The 16,979-nt window shown below is 71.4% G+C and carries 16 protein-coding genes; 10 read left to right on the forward strand and 6 right to left on the reverse strand.

Translation table 11 applies throughout. The features are described 5' to 3' along the window. The first annotated feature begins 53 nt into the window (after nucleotides 1-53). Nucleotides 54-626, forward strand: coding sequence for a DUF5655 domain-containing protein (locus ABD126_RS35500; RefSeq protein ID WP_343939424.1), 573 nt, complete (start codon nucleotides 54-56; stop codon nucleotides 624-626). On the opposite strand, the gene ABD126_RS35505 is transcribed toward ABD126_RS35500, so the two are convergent. Genes ABD126_RS35505 through ABD126_RS35515 form a run of 3 tightly spaced genes read right to left on the reverse strand, consistent with a single transcriptional unit; the run spans nucleotide 623 to nucleotide 3,519 of the window. Beyond that, a complete protein-coding gene (locus ABD126_RS35505; protein WP_343939426.1) occupies nucleotides 623-1,498 on the reverse strand; it encodes a TAXI family TRAP transporter solute-binding subunit in 876 nt (291 codons plus the stop codon). The genes ABD126_RS35500 and ABD126_RS35505 overlap by 4 nt on opposite strands. Then, complete coding sequence (locus ABD126_RS35510) at nucleotides 1,495-2,850, reverse strand: sensor histidine kinase (RefSeq protein WP_343939428.1); 1,356 nt, start codon at nucleotides 2,848-2,850, stop codon at nucleotides 1,495-1,497. Before ABD126_RS35510 ends, ABD126_RS35505 begins: the two co-directional genes overlap by 4 nt. Beyond that, nucleotides 2,851-3,519, reverse strand: coding sequence for a response regulator transcription factor (locus tag ABD126_RS35515; protein WP_343939430.1), 669 nt, complete (start codon nucleotides 3,517-3,519; stop codon nucleotides 2,851-2,853). 56 nt (nucleotides 3,520-3,575) lie between these two features. Here ABD126_RS35515 and ABD126_RS35520 point away from each other — a divergent pair, with 56 nt between their 5' ends. Then, on the forward strand, nucleotides 3,576-4,301 hold the full coding sequence (locus tag ABD126_RS35520) for an ANTAR domain-containing response regulator (protein WP_343939432.1): 726 nt from the start codon (nucleotides 3,576-3,578) through the stop codon (nucleotides 4,299-4,301). Nucleotides 4,302-4,439: 138 nt separating this feature from the next. Continuing rightward, nucleotides 4,440-5,141 (forward strand): LolA-like protein, encoded by a 702-nt coding sequence (locus ABD126_RS35525; RefSeq protein WP_343939434.1) that lies wholly within the window; start codon nucleotides 4,440-4,442, stop codon nucleotides 5,139-5,141. A 59-nt stretch (nucleotides 5,142-5,200) separates the two neighbouring features. Here the strand turns inward: ABD126_RS35525 and ABD126_RS35530 are convergent, their stop codons facing one another. After that, the gene (locus ABD126_RS35530) at nucleotides 5,201-6,427 is read right to left on the reverse strand and encodes a DUF6801 domain-containing protein (protein ID WP_343939436.1); all 1,227 of its coding nucleotides are present in this window, start codon (nucleotides 6,425-6,427) and stop codon (nucleotides 5,201-5,203) included. 249 nt (nucleotides 6,428-6,676) lie between these two features. Between ABD126_RS35530 and ABD126_RS35535 the strand changes: the two genes are divergently transcribed. Then, on the forward strand, nucleotides 6,677-7,294 hold the full coding sequence (locus ABD126_RS35535; RefSeq protein ID WP_343939438.1) for a hypothetical protein: 618 nt from the start codon (nucleotides 6,677-6,679) through the stop codon (nucleotides 7,292-7,294). Nucleotides 7,295-7,319: 25 nt separating this feature from the next. Here the strand turns inward: ABD126_RS35535 and ABD126_RS35540 are convergent, their stop codons facing one another. Next, on the reverse strand, nucleotides 7,320-8,552 hold the full coding sequence (locus ABD126_RS35540; RefSeq protein WP_343939440.1) for a PucR-like N-terminal domain-containing protein: 1,233 nt from the start codon (nucleotides 8,550-8,552) through the stop codon (nucleotides 7,320-7,322). A gap of 208 nt (nucleotides 8,553-8,760) precedes the next feature. After that, nucleotides 8,761-10,317: an AMP-binding protein gene (locus ABD126_RS35545; protein ID WP_343939442.1), complete on the reverse strand. Its 1,557-nt coding sequence runs from the start codon at nucleotides 10,315-10,317 to the stop codon at nucleotides 8,761-8,763. 229 nt (nucleotides 10,318-10,546) lie between these two features. Between ABD126_RS35545 and ABD126_RS35550 the strand changes: the two genes are divergently transcribed. The 6 genes from ABD126_RS35550 to ABD126_RS35575 are packed head-to-tail and all read left to right on the forward strand — an operon-like array spanning nucleotide 10,547 to nucleotide 16,709. Beyond that, nucleotides 10,547-11,638 (forward strand): MCE family protein, encoded by a 1,092-nt coding sequence (locus tag ABD126_RS35550; RefSeq protein WP_343939444.1) that lies wholly within the window; start codon nucleotides 10,547-10,549, stop codon nucleotides 11,636-11,638. Next, a complete protein-coding gene (locus tag ABD126_RS35555; protein ID WP_343939446.1) occupies nucleotides 11,635-12,651 on the forward strand; it encodes an MCE family protein in 1,017 nt (338 codons plus the stop codon). The genes ABD126_RS35550 and ABD126_RS35555 overlap by 4 nt, the downstream gene beginning before the upstream one ends. Next, nucleotides 12,648-13,619 carry an MCE family protein gene (locus ABD126_RS35560; RefSeq protein WP_343939448.1) on the forward strand — a complete coding sequence of 324 codons (972 nt, stop codon included), beginning with the start codon at nucleotides 12,648-12,650 and terminating at the stop codon, nucleotides 13,617-13,619. The genes ABD126_RS35555 and ABD126_RS35560 overlap by 4 nt, the downstream gene beginning before the upstream one ends. Continuing rightward, nucleotides 13,619-14,626, forward strand: a complete 1,008-nt coding sequence (locus ABD126_RS35565; RefSeq protein WP_343939450.1) for an MCE family protein — start codon at nucleotides 13,619-13,621, stop codon at nucleotides 14,624-14,626. The genes ABD126_RS35560 and ABD126_RS35565 overlap by 1 nt, the downstream gene beginning before the upstream one ends. Then, nucleotides 14,623-15,615: an MCE family protein gene (locus tag ABD126_RS35570; protein ID WP_343939453.1), complete on the forward strand. Its 993-nt coding sequence runs from the start codon at nucleotides 14,623-14,625 to the stop codon at nucleotides 15,613-15,615. The genes ABD126_RS35565 and ABD126_RS35570 overlap by 4 nt, the downstream gene beginning before the upstream one ends. After that, a complete protein-coding gene (locus tag ABD126_RS35575) occupies nucleotides 15,615-16,709 on the forward strand; it encodes an MCE family protein (RefSeq protein ID WP_343939456.1) in 1,095 nt (364 codons plus the stop codon). The genes ABD126_RS35570 and ABD126_RS35575 overlap by 1 nt, the downstream gene beginning before the upstream one ends. Nucleotides 16,710-16,979: the final 270 nt, after the last annotated feature.

Raw genomic sequence — 16,979 nt, forward strand, 5'->3', positions numbered from 1 at the left:
ACGGGGCAACGCTTCGCGCGCGGGCGGGCGGGCTTGGCGGCAGGATGAGCGGCATGGTGCAGGTGCAGAGCTGGCGCGAGATGGTCGACTGGTCCGCTGACCTGTTGTGGCGCACCACCGGTGAAGGGGTTCCCGAGTGGAACCGGCGGGTGCTGGAGTCCGGGGCCGCCACCGAGGTCGAGCTGCGCGACTGGCTGCGCGACCGGCAGGTTCCCGGGTACGCGCAGATGCTGCTGGTCATGGAGCGCTTCGGGTACCCCGAGTTCGCCACCGCCTCCTCCGACGACCTGGTCGACCGCCAGTACGCCGACCGGCCCGAGCTGCGGCCCATCCTCGACCGCCTGCTCGCCGAAGCCGCCCTGCTCGGCCCCCTGCACGTCCAGGCCCGCAAGACCTACGTCGCCCTGGTGTCGCCGCGGCGGACGTTCGCCGTCGTCCGGGCCAGCACCCGCACCCGCGTGGACCTCGGGCTCCGGCTCGCCGCCCAGGAACCCTCGGGGCGGCTGGAGGGGGCCGGGTCGCTGGGCGGCGACACGATCACCGTGCGGATCGCCATCTCCAGCGCCGACGACATCGACGACGAGACGCTCGACTGGCTGCGGGACGCCTACCTCAGCAACAGCTAGCCGTGCAGGTCCCGGTACGTCTCGGCCGCGCCGGGGTGCAGCGGGAGGCCGGCGGTGCCGATGAGGCTGCGCACGTCGAGGAACTGGGTGCCCAGGGCCTGCTCGGGGACCAGGGCCGCCGCCCGGGACACCAGGGTCCTGGTCACCTCGGCGGCCACCTCGTCGGGCAGCGAAGCCCGGCACACCAGCAGGTTGGCCACGCCGATGGTCGGCACCTCGCGCACCGCCCCGTACACGCCGACCGGCACCGGCACCTGCTCGTACACCGAACCGTGTGCCGCGCGCAGCCCGCCGAGCAACCCCGCCAACGGCAGCAGGCGGATGCGCGGGAGCCGGGCCAGCGTGGGGGTCGGCACGCCGCCGGACCACAGCAGCGCGTCGATCCCGCCCTCGGCCAGCGCCTGCGCCGCCTCGGCCAACCGGAGGTGCTCCACCCGCACGGACCGGTCCAGGCCGGTGGTGGCGAGCATCCGCTCGCCGGACAGCGACGCGCCCGAGCCCGCCGCGCCCAGCGACACGCGGCGGCCGGCCAGGTCCATGACGGTCTGCGCCGGGTCGTCCTCGCGCACGACCAGTTGCAGGTAGTTCTCGTACACCCGGCCCAGGGCGCGCAGTTCCAGCGCCGGGTCGGCGGTGCGGGCGGAGTCGGCCAGGGCCAACGCGATCTGGGCGCCGCCGTCGCGCAGCAGCTCCAGGTTCGACAGGCTGCCCTGGGTTTCCACGACCACGCCCGGGAGCTGGGCCGCCAGCAGGGTCGCGAAGTCGTAGTACAGGCCGCCCTTCTCGCCCGCGGCGATGCGCAGGCCGGCGGTGGACCGGTTCGAGGTGCAGCCGGCGGTCAGCAGGGCCAGCAGGAACAGGCGGCGGTTCACAGCGTCGGCTCCAGGGGGAGGACGACCCGCGCGACCAGGCCGTCCACAGTGGACAGTTCGAGGGTTCCGCCGCGGGCCCGGACCAGGCGGTCGGCGATGGCCAGGCCCAGGCCGGTGCCGGGCTGGTCGGTCCGGCCGCGCCAGAAGCGTCGCGTGGCCAGGGCCAGCTCCTCGTCGGTCAGGCCCGGCCCGTCGTCGGACACGCGCACCCAGCCGACGCCCGCCGCGCGGTCCGCGCCCAGGGCCACCCGGACCGCGCCGCCGTACTTGACGCCGTTGTCCAGCAACACGTCCAGCACCTGGGCGAGGTCGGACTCCGGGCACCGCACCAGGACCGGGACCGGCGGGGCGGGTGGCACGGGCACCTGCCAGAAGTCCGCCCGGTCGGCCACCACCGTGCCCAGGTCGGCCAGTTCCGGCTCGCGCCCGCCGGCGGCGACCTCGGTGGCCGTGCTCTCCGCGGACGCCAGCGCGAGCAGCCCGTCCAGCAGCGACTCCAGCCGCTCGAACTCCGCCACCCCGGCCTGGTAGATCCGCCGGCCCTCCGGTTTGACCTGCGCGCTCAACGTGTCCATCCGCAGCCGCAGCGCCGCCATCGGGTTGCGCAGCTGGTGCGAGGCGTCGGCGATGAGCCGCCGTTGCTGGTCGGCGGCCTCGGTCACCGCGTCGGACATCCGGTTGAACGACTCCGACAGCTCCCGCACCTCGGGCGGGCCGCTGCGGCCGGGCACGTGCGCCCGCCGCTCGCCCGCCGCCACCGCCCGCACCCCGACCGCGAGGTCGGCCAACGGCTTGAGCAGCCACCGCGCCAGCGCCAGCACCAGCAGCAGCGACCCGCCCGCGGCCGTCAGCGCGCCCGCCAGCACCAGCAGCCACCGCGACATCACGTCCCCGGCCGCCCGCTCCAGCGACGCCCGCAGCACCACCGCGCCCGCCACCCGCGTGCCCGTCCCGACCGGCCGCGCGAACACCACCGTCCCCGACGACCACGGCTTGATCGTCGGCACGGTCGGCGCGGGCTGGTTGCGCAGCGCCGCGTCCAGCACGTCGGCCAGCGCCGGGTCGTCGGCGCTCAGCCCGGCCTGCGCCACCGGCTGCCGGCGCGCGTCCACCACCACGACCGGCTCCCCGTACAGGGCGACGTACGCGGTCACCTCGTCCACCAGCGCCGCGTTGTCGCCGGAGGTCTCCGCCTGCTGCGCCAGCGCCGCGAACCGGTCCAGGTCGGCGGTCCGGCTGATCAGGAACCGCTGGGTCCGCTCGGTCGCCGTCGCCGACAGCAGCGGCACGGCGAAGGCCGTCACGGCGGCGGCGGAGAACAGCAGCAGCACCAGCAGCAGGCGGCGGCGCATCTAGTCGCCGTCCCCGGAGGCCAGCCGGTAGCCGAACCCGCGGATGGTGGTGAGCAGGCCGGGCCGGTCGAGCTTCGCCCGCAGCCCCGCCAGGTGCACGTCCAGCGACCGCGACACCGCCAGGTACGCGTCGCCCCACACCTCGTCCATGAGCTGTTGGCGGCTCACCGCCGTGCCCGCCCGCCGCGCCAGCGCCGCCAGCACGTCGAACTCCTTGGTGGTCAGCGGCACCTCCGCCGCCCCGACCACGACCCGCCGGCCCTCCAGGTCGATCGACACGTCCCCGACCCGCACCACCCGGTCGGCCGGACCGACCCGGACGCTGCGCCGCGCCACCGCGTCCATCCGGGCCAGCAGCTCGCCCAGCCGGACCGGTTTGACCAGGTAGTCGTCCGCGCCCAGGCGCAGCCCGCGCACGATGGACCGCTCGTCGCCGCGCGCGGTCAGCACCAGCACCGGCGTCTGCGCCACCTTGCGGATCTTGCGCAGCACCTCCAGGCCGTCGGTGTCGGGCAGCCCCAGGTCCAGCAGCAGCAGGTCGAAGTCCCGGTGCGCGGTCAGCGCGTCCGAGCCGCGCCGGACCCGCCGCGGGTGGTGCCCGTTGGCCTCCAGGGCCTCCACCAGCGCGTCGGCGACGCCGTCGTCGTCCTCCACCAGCAGCACGCGCACCGCATCACCCCCTTCCGGTAGCGGCGATTATGGCCTGTGGGGTGTAAACAGTGGTGGTGAGCATCGACGACAGAGCTCCGGCGAGACAGCTGGACGAGGCGAGTGAGGCGTTCGAGCACCTCGCGGCCGTGCTGGCCGACGAGCAGCCGCTGGGCGAGGTGCTCCAGCACCTGGTGGAGTCGGCGTCGCGGGTCATCCCGGACGCGGAGAACGTGTCGGTCACCGTCGTCGGCGCCAAGGGCGCGGAGACCGCCGCCGCGACCGACCGGAAGGTCGTGGCCATCGACGTGGACCAGTACGCCGCGGGCAACGGCCCGTGCCTGGAGGCCGCGCGGACCGAGCGGCCGGTGCGGGTCGGGGTGGCCGACGCGCGGGAGAGGTGGCCGGAGTTCTCGGCGGCGGCCGAGCGGGCCGGGGTCAAGGCCTACCTGTCGGCGCCGCTGCTGGTCGAGGGGTCGGTGCTCGGCGCGCTCAACCTCTACAGCTCCGAGCCGCGCGCCTTCGACCCGTTCGACGAGGCCCTGTTGCGCCTGTTCACCACCGCCGCGTCCACCGCCATCACCGGGTTCCGCCGCTACGAGCGGTCGCGGGAGCTGGTCAAGAGCCTGGAGCGGGCGCTGGACTCGCGGGCGGAGATCGACCAGGCCAAGGGCGTGCTCATGGCGGCGCACGGGGTGAGCGCGGACGAGGCGTTCGCGAGCCTGGTCGCCGAGTCCCAGACCAGCAACACCAAGCTGCGGGTGGTGGCGCGCAACCTGCTCGACTCGGTGCGCAAGCCCTGACTTTGTCACCCGGCTGACAATCCCGGCGGGGCTGTTTGCGCATTTGTTCGGAGCTGTGAACGGGGTGATCCGAATGGTTCTCCCCGTGGTTACAGTGTCCCGGTCGGCGAATTCATTCGACCATTTCCGGGGAGAAGCATGCGTGCCCACCGCGTCGTCCTGGCCGCATTGGCCGCCGCGTCCCTGTCCGCCTGCTCCGGCGAGTCGGCCTCGTCGGGGCTGCGGACCTTCGACAGCCCGCAGGCGCTGGCCGAGGCCAACCGGGTGGCGGCGGAGGGCAAGCGGTCGGTGACCGTCGACCTCGACCTGGCGACCAACGGCAAGGGCAGTTGCGGGTTGCGGACCGACGACTACGCCGCCGCGTGCGAGATCTCGATCGCCGACGCGGAGAAGGTGGCGTACGTGATGGTGCCCGACGGCATCTTCGTGCGCATCCCCGAAGGCCAGGCCCCGCAGCCGGACAAGCCGTGGCTCAAGCTCGACCCGGCGGACACGCGCAACCCGTTGGGGCAGGCCATGGCGGACGTGGCCGTGCACATCCGGGACTCCGCCGACATCCGCAAGGCGCTGCCCGAGGGCGCGCAGCTGGTGGAGAAGGCGGAGGAGGAGGTCGGCGGCCGGCGGACCGTCCGGTACACCGCGCACGTGACGGTGAACGGGCAGGCGGCGGTGCTCAAGCTGTGGGTGGACGAGGCGGACCTGCCGGTGCGCACCGAGCTGCGCACACCGGTGCCCGACGCCGAGCCGGTGACGATCACCGCGGTGTTCCGCGACTGGGGCAAGCCGGTCACCATCACGCCGCCGTCGCTGGAGCAGTTGACGACACTTCCGACGGCGTGAGCCGTTAGTGCGAGAAGGCCCTTCCGGAATGGTCCGGAAGGGCCTTCTCGTGCGGAGTTCTACTTCTTCGCGATGGTGAGGTCGAGCGTGTTGCCGGGGCCGGGGATGGTGCCGTTCACGATCGCCGTCACCAGACCGCACCGGTGGAACTCGTCGATGGCGTAGGCGCCGGCGAGCTTGCCGCCCGCGAGCGGGTCGAAGCCGGGCTGGGAGACCAGGTCGATCGAGCTGGGCGTGACCGTGTGGCACGCGTCGGTCGGCCGGACCACCTGGATGCCCAGCACCCGCACGTCGGTGAGCTTGACGGTCACCTTCGCGTTGGCGGTGACCGCGCCCGCCGCGATGGTGCCGACGGTGCGGCCCTGCGGGATCAGGCGCACGGTGGCCTTGGTCGGCATGAACCCGAAGAGCTTGAACTCGCCCGGCGCGTCCGGCAGGGCCAGGTCGCCGGCGAAGGTGCCGCCGAGCAGGTCCACCTCGGTCTTGAGCGTGCCCGGTCCGAGCTTGAGGTCCGAGCCGAGCTTCTTGATGCCGCTCACGCCCGTGACGCCGTAGTCGATGCGCAACGGGTCGTTGGGCGGGGCGCTGGTCGTCGTCGTGGTGGTGGTCGTCGGCTGGGTCGTGGTCGTGGTCGTGGTGGTCGTGGTCGACGTGGTCGACGTGGTCGTGGTGGTCGTCGTGCCGGGCGCGACGGTGAACTCGTGGAGCAGCGTCTGCTGGCCGGGCTTGAGCGTGCAGTCCGAGGTGAAGGTGCCCAGGCCGGTCTCCGACCCGTCGGCCTTGCGCGGGGTCAGGGTGGTGCTGAAGTCGCCGATCGAGATGGTCGTGCGGCCGGCGTCGGCGAACGACACCGGGGGCGTGCCGCCGGTGGCGACCGTGTCGAACGCGCCGGACGGGGGCACCGGCGTCTTCGCCACGGTCAGGTCGGCCACGACGTCCAGCACCGTCCCGGCGTTGTCCACCTTCGTCCCGGCCTTGGCGGTGCCCTCCACGGTGGTCGCGCCGACCAGGGCCAGGCCCTGCGTCGCGTTGGGCGGCACGGTCGCGGTCGCGGTCACCTTCGACGCCGGGACCGGCTGTCCGACGACGGCCGAGTCGGGCAGGTCCTCCACGACGATCTTCACGCTCATGTCCTGCGTGCCGATCAGCGGGAACGGGCAGCTGTAGGTGAGCGTGAGCGTGGCCGTCGCCGCCGCGCCGACCCCGGCGCCCGCGAACGCGACCGCGCCGAGCGCCACCGCGCCCGCCGCGAGCCCGCCGACGAGCCTCCTCCTGGTACCGGTCATGTGCGTCTCCTCGTCGAGACAACGGGTGAAAGGACGCGATCGCGGCAGCCGAATCGCGGCTACTGATCAGTAAGGTAGCTTCACCGAACAAACCCGGCAAGCAATCCGTGCACTTTTCGCAGCGATTGTCAGCACGCCTACAAGAGTGGCGTCCGGTTTTGTCACGCAGGTGCTAGAACACGCGGTAACAGTTGTCTACGGGCCGTCGGGAAAGTAGTTTGCGAGAATGCGCCGGAATGGATCCCGCAGGTGAGGGTGGCACTGGTCGTCGCGGTCGTGGCGGTGCTCGTGCTCGCCCTGCTGCCGCGCGGCCACGTCGTGCGGTACGCGCAGGTCAAGCCGCCCGTGCCGGCCGCCGGCCTGAAGCTGAAGTACAAGGTCGACGGGGTGAACCGGGTCGCCAAGCTCCAGTCCGACCTGGTGATCGGACCGGGGAGCCTGGAGACCGAGATCGACCTGATCACGGGCGACCTGAAAGGCGACCTGACGCTGCCCCCGAGCAGCGGCTACTTCATCGTGTTCGGTTTCATGCCCAACACCGCGAAGGTCGAGCTGATCCCGACGGCGCAGGTCGTCGGGAAGATCTCCGCGGGCCAGATCAAAGCCAACTCCCAACTGCACATCAAGCTCAGCGACGTGCACGTCGACGGGCAGTTCCTCGACGTCGGTCCCGACTGCAAGACCGAGACGCCCGCGTCGATCGACCTGGAGGGGCCGTTCGACCTGGCGAAGATCCCGATGAAGGCGACCTTCACCATCCCGGCGTTCGCCGGCTGCCGGGGCGCCGAGCGGCTCGACCCGCTGTTCACCGGCCTGATCTCCGGGCCGGACAACAAGCTCGACATGACCCTGACCGCGCAGCTCTAGACCGTCGGCGCCAGGCCGTCCGGCTTCAGGCTGTTCGGCGTGAGTCGAGCAGCCGCAGGGCGCGCAGCGCGATGCCCATGTCGAACAGCGCGTCCGGGTCGTGCAGGCGGTCGCCGAACAGCTCCTCCAGCTGTCGCAGCCGGTAGCGCACGGTCTGCGGGTGCACGGCGAGCGAGGAGGCGACCTCCGGCGCGCTGCCCCGGGTCTCGACCCAGGCGGTCATGGTCTCGCGCATCCGTTGTTGCTGCTTGGGCGTGAGCCCGTCCAGCGGCGCGAGGGTCCGCCGGACGAGTTCGCGCAGCAGCTCCTCGTCGCCGAGCAGCAGCAGCGTGGACAGGTGCTCGGTGGTGTCCACCATCGCCTTGTCCGCGATCACGCCGGACTGGATCAGGGTGATCGTCCGACGTGCCCACCGCAGCGACTGCCGCGCCTTGGCCAGCGGCACGACGGGACCCACGGCCGCGCGCCACCCGCCGAGCTTGTGCTCCAGGGCGACGAGCTGCCGTTCGGGGTCGGTCAGCAGCAGGCACGGTTCGCTGCCTTCGAGGTCCATCAGGATGTCCTCGTGCAGGGAGGGGATCGGCAGCTGGTGCTGGTCGGTGCGTCTCTCCAGCGCCACCACGACGACCTTCTCCGGCACCGGCCAGTGCGCGGCGTCGGCCAGGTCGGCCAGCGCGCTGGGGTGGTAGCCGGGTTCCCCGAGGATCAGGTCCAGCAACCGCTTGCGCCGCCGCTGCACCGCTCCGGCGTGCCGGGCCTGTGCCTCGGCGTAGCCCTCCATCGAGCGCAGCGACAGCTCGTCGATGTAGGCGAAGATCGCTTCCGCGATGAGGCACATGGTGGCCAACGGGACCCGTTCGCGCAGCCCGAACTCGGAGATCCGCCGCCAGGCGACGCGGGCCCCGATCCGGTAGGCGGTCTGCAGGAGGTCCAGGCTGCGGCCGGCGCTGACCTCCAGCTTGCCCAGCAGCCGGAACAGCTTCGCCCGGTCCTCGCGCTGAGCGGTCGGGTCGACCATCCGGTCGATGAACTGGTGGATCGCCTGCTCGACCCCTTCCACGACCACCTGGCCGAACATCCCCTCCAGCTTCTGGGAGTATTCGGCGATCGAGCACTGGATTTCCCGGACCATGTCCGTGGCCACCGCGCCCGCGTTGGCCCGGAACTTCGGCGCCAGGTCGGCCGGCAGTTGCTCCCACAGGTCCACGTTCCCGATGAGCGGTAATTCCGGGGCGCGGAGCCCTCCGGTTCTGTTCATGCGGTTCGCCCACCACCTAACGCCTCAGGTGTGATTCCGAACACTGTATTTTTGATCTTGCGCAAGGTCAACCAACGCGCACCCCGGTGACAAATCGGCGGCACGCTTTGTGCGATCCATGACAAAACTGCCGTGCGGGACACGCGAAAACCCTCGCCCCGGCACGCCCCGCACACCCGGCACGCCGCGCACGCCGTCGCGACCCGGGCTACCGCAGCTCGCGCCGCAGCACCTTCCCCGTCGCGTTGCGCGGCAACGCGGGCAGCAGCACCACCTCCCGCGGCACCTTGTGCCGAGCCAACCGGTCGCGCACGAACACCTTCAGCGCCTCCGGGTCGAGGCGAGCCCCCGGCACCGGCACCACGAACGCCCGCAGCCGCTGCCCGAACTTCTCGTCCGGCACGCCCAGCACCACCGACTCCCGCACCTGGTAGTGCGTGGCCAGCAGGTTCTCCACCTCCGACGGGTAGACGTTCTCCCCGCCCGAGACGATCATGTCGTCCTCCCGACCGTCCACGAACAGCCGACCGCCCGCGTCGAAGTGCCCCAGGTCGCCGGTCGAGACCAGCCCGTCGACGGTGTCCTTCCCGCCCCCGCCCGAGTAGCCGCTGAACCGCAACCCGCTGCCCACGAACACCCGACCGACCTCGCCCGGCCGCGTCACCCGCTTCCCGGCCGCGTCGTACAGCCGCACCACGCACGTGCGCGGCGGCCGGCCGACGGTCCCGGGCGCGGCCCGCAGGTCCGCCGGCGTGGCCACGGTCGCCACCGCCACCTCGGTCGAGCCGTACAGGTCGTACACGACCTCGCCGAACCGCCGGGTCGCCTCCTCCGCCAGCGGCGCCGGCAGGTCGGAGCCGGAGCTGAGCACCACCCGCAGCGCCGACAGGTCGTGCGACTGAAGCTCCACCGGCCCCAGGTCGAGGATCCGGCGCAGCATGGTCGGGACCAGCATGATCGCCGTGCACCGGTGCCGCGCCAGCAGTTCCACCGCCTCGCGCGCGTCGAACCGGCGGCGCAGCACGACCGTCGAACCCAGCCCCAGCGCGAGCACCAGGTGCGCGAACCCGATGCCGTGGAACACCGGCGCGGCGATCAGCGACGTCTCGCGCGCCCGCAGCGGGATGCGGTCCAGGAAGTCCACCGCCGCGAACGCCGACCGGACCTCGCGGTGCGCGCCCTTCGGTGTCCCGGTGGTGCCGCTGGTCAGCAGCACGACCTGGCCCGGCCGGTCCGGTCGCGCAGGCTCGGCGGAAGGCGCCGAAGCGATGAGGGCGTCGAAGTCGGCGGTCGGGAACCGGGCCACCTCGGGCGGCGCCTCGGCGACCACGGCGGCGAACTCCTCGTCGTGGACCAGCGCCACCACCTGCTCGCGCCGGGTCACGTCGGCCAGTTGCGGCCCGGCGAACCCGGTGTTGAGCAGCAGCGCCCGCGCCCCGATCCGGGCGCACGCCAGCATGGCCTCGACCGCGCCCCGGTGGTTGCGGCACAGCAGGGCCACCACGTGGTCGGAGCGGATGCCCGACCCGTGCAGCGCGCGGGCCAGCGCCGCCGAGCGTTCGTGCAGCTCACGGTAGGTCCGCTGACCGTCCTCGTCGATCAACGCGACCGCGTCGGGCTGGTGCCGCGCACCGCGCAGGACCGAGCCGAGCAGGGGCCCGTGCGCCCGCACCTCGACCAACGACCGCGCCGCCCGAACGGGCCGCAGCGGTTCCACCAGACCGGCGCGGCCCAGCACCCGGACGCAGTGCAGCAACTTGACCATGCGGGCACCCCCGACTCCTGCTTCGGTCAGCCATTCGTAGCCGCACGAACCACTCCCACGCCAGGGTCGAACCCGTTTTTGTAGAACCGTGAGTGGTCTGTGCCACGGTCTTTGTCACGTAACTGACAAGCCTTTTCGGCTCCTTGTGCGGCCGGACACCGGACAGTAACGTACTCGTCGGTAATGTTATTTCGGCCGCATTCACAAATACCTTCCCGGAGAATAACCGATGGCATTCCGGCGACGGCTGCTGGGGCTGCTCTTCGTGGCGCTGATCGTCGCGCTGTGCGGGCTGTCCGTCGCGGCTTACCTGAAGGTGTTCACCACCCGGGTGACCGTGCTGCTGCGCACCGACCACGTCGGCAACCAGCTCCAGGTCGACTCGGACGTGAAGCTGCTCGGCGTCCAGGTCGGCCAGGTGGGCGCGGTGCGGACGCGGGGCTCCGGCGCGGAGGTCGAGCTGTCGATGCGGCCCGACGAGGTGGGGCGCATCCCGGCCAACGTCTCCGCCCGCCTGCTGCCCAAGACGCTGTTCGGCGAGCGGTTCGTGAGCCTGGAGCTGCCCGACGACCCGGCCGGCGCGCTGGGCGAGGGCGCGGTGATCGAGCAGGACCGCACGTCCAGCGCCATCGAGGTCGAGCGGGTGTTCAACGACCTGCTGCCCACGTTGCAGGCGGTGCGGCCGGACAAGCTGTCCGCCACGCTCTCGGCGATGGCCCAGGCGCTGGACGGGCGCGGCGCCACCCTCGGCGAGACCATCACCAAGCTGGACGCCTACCTGCGCGAGCTGAACCCGCAGCTCCCGGTGCTCAAGCAGGACATCACCAAGTTCGCCGACCTCTCCGGCGTCTACGCCGACGCGGGCCCCGACATCGTGCAGGCGCTCAAGGAGCTGACCACGACCAGCCGCACGATCGCGCAGCAACGCGCCGACCTGGACGCCGTCTACACCAGCCTCACCACGGCCGCCGCCGACCTGACGGCGTTCTTCAAGGACCACGGCGAGAACTTCGTCGGCCTGTCCGACCGCGGCCGCCCGACGCTGGAGCTGCTGGCCACCTACTCGCCGTCGTTCCCGTGCGTGCTGGTGGCGGTCAACGACCTGCGGCCCCGGATGGACCAGGTGCTCGGCAAGGGCACCGACCAGCCCGGCATGCACGCGAACGTGACCGTCGTGCCGCCGGGGGAGAAGTACGTGCCGGGGCGCGACGACCCGGTCATCCGCCGGGGCGGCACGCCGCACTGCCCGGCGGGGCCGGTCAACGCCGTCGCGCCGGACCGGGTGCCGGGGTGGGCCGGCCTGCTGATGGGGGTCCGATGAGGGCGATAGCCGCGCCGCTGACCAAGTTCCTGCTCTTCGTGGCGGTCACCGTGGCGGCCACGACGTTCCTCGCCTCGACCATCGCGGGGACCAACGTGGGCGCGACCAACACCTACACCGCCCGGTTCACCGACGTCACCGCGGTCGCCGAGGGCGACGACGTGCGCATGTCGGGGGTGAAGGTCGGCCAGGTCGAGGGCATGACGCTGGTCGACGACGAGCTGGTGGACGTCGAGTTCTCGGTGGACAACGGGCGTTCGCTCTCCGCCGCCGTGACCGCGACCATCAAGTACCGCAACATGGTCGGCCAGCGCTACATCGCGCTGGAGCAGCCCGCCGGCCGCATCGCCGACCGCCTGCCCGCGGGCGGCCTGATCCCGGTGGAGCGCACCAAACCGGCCCTCGACCTGACCATGCTGTTCAACGGGTTCAAACCGCTGTTCCAGGCGCTGAACCCGGACGACGTCAACAAGCTGTCCCACGAGATCGTCCAGGTGTTGCAGGGCGAGGGCGGCACGGTGGAGAGCCTGCTGGCCCACACCGCCTCGCTGACCAGCGCGCTGGCGGCCAAGGACGACGTGATCGGCAAGGTGGTCGAGAACCTCAACGCCGTGCTGGAGACGGTCAACTCGCGCGACGACCGGTTCGGCAGCCTGCTGACCTCCATGCGGCAGCTGGTGTCCGGGTTCGCCGCCGACCGCCAACCCATCGGCAACGCCATCACCGGCCTGGCCGCGTTGAGCGAGAGCACGGCGTCGCTGCTGGAGCAGGGGCGGCAGCCGTTGAAGGACGACATCGCCGCGCTGGGCGTGCTGGCGGGCAACCTGGGCAACGCGCCCGAGCTGGAGCCGTTCGTGCGCAACCTGCCGGTCAAGTTCGAGGCGATCGGCCGGATCTCCTCCTACGGCTCGTGGCTGAACTTCTACCTGTGCCTGGCGTCCTCGGACGCCAAGCCCGCGCCGGGCGGACCGCCGGTCGGGCTGCCCATCACCGAACAGAGGTGCCACCGATGACCCGGCGTCCCGTCCTGCTCGGCGCGGTGGGGCTCGCGTTCATCGCGATCACCTCGCTGCTCGCCTTCTACATCGAGGACGTGCCGTTCTTCGGCGGCGGCACCCGGTACCAGGCCTACTTCAAGGAGACCGCCGGCCTGCGCGAGGACGACGAGGTGCGGGTCGCGGGCATGAAGGTCGGGCACGTCAGCGACGTGCGGCTGCACCAGGGCAAGGTGCGGGTGACGTTCCGGGTCAAGGGCCTGGAGCTGGGCGACCGCAGCCGCGCCGACATCCGCATCAAGACGTTGCTGGGCCAGAAGTTCCTCGCCCTGGACTCCGAGGGCCGCGACAAGCTCGACCCCGACACCCCCATCCCGCTGGAGCGCACCACGTCGCCCTACGACGTGATCGAGGCGTTCAGCGGCCTGTCCGACACCATCGGCAAGATCGACACCGACCAGCTCGCGGAGAGCTTCCGGGTCCTGTCCGACACCTTCCGCGAGTCGCCGAAGCACGTGAAGCAGGCGCTGGACGGGCTGTCGGCGCTGTCCAAGACGATCTCCTCGCGCGACGAGCAACTGGCCGACTTGGTGCAGGGCGCGAACAAGGTCAGCGGCGCGCTGGCCGACCGCACGGAGGACTTCGCCGCGCTCATCACCGACGGGGTGAAGCTGCTGGGCGAGATCGGCCACCGCCGCCAGGCCATCGCCGCCCTGCTCGACGGCACGCGCGAGCTGTCGCGCCAGCTGTCCGGCCTGGTGCAGGACAACCAGCAACAGCTCGGTCCGGCGCTGGAGCAGTTGGAGAAGGTGACCGACGTGCTGCGGCGCAACCAGGAGAACCTCGACCGCGGGCTCGCGCTGGCAGGCCCTTACTACCGGCTGCTGAACAACTCGCTGGGCAACGGGCAGTGGGTGGACACCTACCTGTGCGGCCTGGTCGCCCAACCCGGCGGTCGCCGCGACTGCGCCCCGGGAGGCCGCTGATGTTCATCCGGACCAGAGGGCGGCGCAGGCTGTTCGTGGCCTTGGCGCAGGGGTTGGTGCTGGTGCTGGTGGCCGCGGTCGCCGTGTGGTGGGTCTTCCTGCGGCCCGCGGCCAAGCACGTGACCGCGTACTTCACCGCCGCGGTGGGCGTGTACGAGGGGTCGGACGTGCGGGTGCTGGGCGTGAAGGTCGGCGAGGTCGTCGGCGTCGTGCCCGAGGGCGGTTCGGTGCGGGTGGAGCTGGCCGTCGACCACGACGTGGACGTGCCGGCCGACGCGCGGGCCGTGGTCGTGTCGCCCAACATCGTGGCCGACCGGTACGTGCAGCTCGCCCCCGTCTACACGGGCGGGGAGAAGATGGCGGCCGGCGCGGTGATCACCACCATCCGCACGGCGGGCACGGTCGAGCTGGACGACCTCTACAAGAGCCTGGACACCCTGCTGACCGCGCTGGGTCCCGAGGGCGCGAACAAGGAGGGCGCGCTGTCGGACCTGCTCAAGACGGGCGCGGCGAACCTGGACGGGACCGGGTCCTCGCTGGGCGAGTCGATCCGGCAGCTGGCCGACGCCGCGCGGACCCTGTCCGGGTCGCGGGAGGACCTGTTCGGGACCGTGGACAACCTCCAGGAGTTCACGTCCATGCTGGCCGCCAATGACAAGCAGGTGGGCGAGCTGGCCGAGCAGCTGGCCGACGTGTCGGGGTTCTTCGCCGCCGAGCGCGACGACCTGGGCGCGGCTCTGGGCGAGCTGGCCACGGCGTTGGAGCAGGTGCGCGGGTTCGTCAAGGACAACCGGGGCCGTGTCAAGTCCACTTTGGACGACCTGGCCGGGATCACCGGGACGCTGGTGAACCAGCAGAAGTCCTTGGCGGAGTTGCTCGAAGTGGCTCCCGTGGCGCTGCACAACGTGGTCAACGCCTACGACCCGGCGACCGGGACGCTCAACGCGCGGGCCAACCTGAACGAGTTCGTCGCCGACCTGCTCAGCGTGCCCGGGGGGACCAGATGAGGCTCGTGGCCGTGGTGCTGGTGCTGGTGTTGACCGGGTGTTCGGCCATTCCCAGCGCGTACGACCTGCCGTTGCCGGGCGGGGCGGACCTGGGCGACCGGCCGTACCGGGTGGTGGTGGAGTTCGACGACGTGCTCGACCTCGTCCCGCACGCCGGGGTGAAGGTCGACGACGTGCCGGTGGGCAAGGTGGAGCGGGTGGAGTTGTCGGACGACGGGTCGATGGCGCTGGTGCACTTGGCGGTGCGCGGGGACGTTCGGCTGCCGGCCGACGCGGTGGCGCGGTTGCGGCAGTCGAGCCTGTTGGGCGAGAAGTTCGTGGAGCTGGACGGGCCCGAGGACGCGTCGGCCGCGCCCTTGGTGGACGGAGCCGTGATCCCGCTGGCGCGGACCAACCGCAACCCCGAGGTGGAGGAGGTGTTCGGGGCGTTGTCCATGCTGCTCAACGGCGGTGGGATCGGGCAGATCCAGGACATCTCGCGGGAGTTGAGCGCGGCGCTGGAAGGCAACGAGACGGCGGTGAAGTCGTTGCTGTCCACGATGGACACGTTCGTGGGCGCGTTGGACGAGCACAAGGGTGAGATCACGCGGGCGATCGAGGGGATGGACCGGTTCGCCAAGTCGTTGGAGGCGAAGAAGTCCGAGATCGGCGAGGTGCTCGACGGGCTGGAACCCGGGTTGCGGGTGCTCAACGAGCAGCGCGGGCAGTTGGTCACGATGCTGAACACGTTGCACGAGCTGTCGGGGGTCGCGGTGGACACGGTGAACCGCAGCCGTGAGGACCTGGTGGCGGACCTGCGGGCGCTGGAGCCGACGTTGCGGCGGTTGGCGGAGGCGGGGCAGGCGTTGCCGCAGTCGTTGGAGCTGCTGTTGACGTTCCCGTTCACGGACGCGGTGCTCGACGGGATCAAGGGCGATTACCTGAACACGTATCTGACGCTGAACACAGGGACGTCGAACACCGGGACGCCGAATTCCGGGGGGCGGTGATGATCACCGGTCGGATGCGGTTGCAGATCGTGTTGTTCGCGGTCATCGCGTTGATCGGGGTGACGTATGTGGGGGCCAAGTACGCCGGGCTGGTGGTGGTGGACGACGGCTATCGGGTGAAGCTGGAGTTGGCCCGGACGGGTGGGCTGTTCACCGGCGGTGAGGTGACTTATCGCGGTGTGCCGGTGGGGCGGGTGGGGCCGATCCGGTTGGTGGACCGGAGGGTCGAGGTCGAGCTGCGGATCGCCGGCGGTGCGCCGCCCATCCCGGCGGACCTGGAGGCCGTGGTCGCCAACCGGTCGGCGGTGGGCGAGCAGTACGTCGACCTGCGGCCCCGCGGGAGCGGAGGACCGTTCCTGGGGGAGGGGTCGGTGATCTCGCAGTGGCAGACGCGGTTGCCGTTGCCGGTGGAGCAGGTGTTGACCAGTCTGGACGACCTGGCGCGGTCGGTGCCGGTGGAGTCGTTGCAGACCGTGGTGGAGGAGTTGGACAACGCTCTGCGCGGGGCGGGGCCGGACCTTCAGGTGCTGCTGGACGCGACGCGGGAGTTCACGGAGACGGCGGGGAAGCACCTCCCGCAGACGACGCGGTTGCTGAACGACTCGTTGCTCGTCCTGCAGACCCAGCTCGACCACTCGGCGGCCATCGATTCGTTCTCCGAGTCGGCGTTGTTGGTGGCGGAGCGGCTGCGCGCGGCTGATGGGGACCTGCGGCGGTTGATCGCGACCGCGCCGGGGGCGGCGGCCGAGGTGAGTGCGTTGTTGCGGGAGTCCGGGCCGAATCTGGGGATCGTGCTGGCCAATCTGTTGACCACCGCGGATGTGTTGGTCACCCGGCAGGGGCAGTTGGAGCAGGTGCTGGTGACTGTGCCGGATGCCGTGAGCGTGGGGGCTTCGACTGTTCGCGGGGGGCAGGCTTCTTTCGGGCTGGCGTTGACGTTCTTCGAGCCTGCGCCTTGTGTTGCGGGGTATGAGGGGACGGCCAGGAAGGGTGGCTTGGACACGTCGGTCGGAGGGTTGAACCTGGGGGCCAGTTGCACGTTGCCGCGGGGGAGTGAGACCGGGGTGCGGGGCTCGCAGAACGTTCCTCGTTGAGATTTCGTTCGAAGCGCTTCACGCGCGCAAGATCATGAGTGAAAAAGCGAAGAGCGAAAAGCGGCGCTCGCCGCGCGGCAGGCCCCCGGGGGGTGGAAGGGCGTCGGTTCGTCCCCCGCACGGCCTGCCGGAGGCAACCACAGATCGCCGGGGTCGTCCAAAAAACTTTCGCTCGTTCCTCGCGAAACTTTTTCAGGCCGACCCCGGCGATCTGTGGTTGGGCTGCGCCCAGGCCGTACGGGGGACGAACCGAGGCCCTTCCTGTGGCTT

The organism is Saccharothrix mutabilis subsp. mutabilis, assembly GCF_039521145.1.
Classification (GTDB): Bacteria; Actinomycetota; Actinomycetes; order Mycobacteriales; family Pseudonocardiaceae; genus Actinosynnema; species Actinosynnema mutabilis.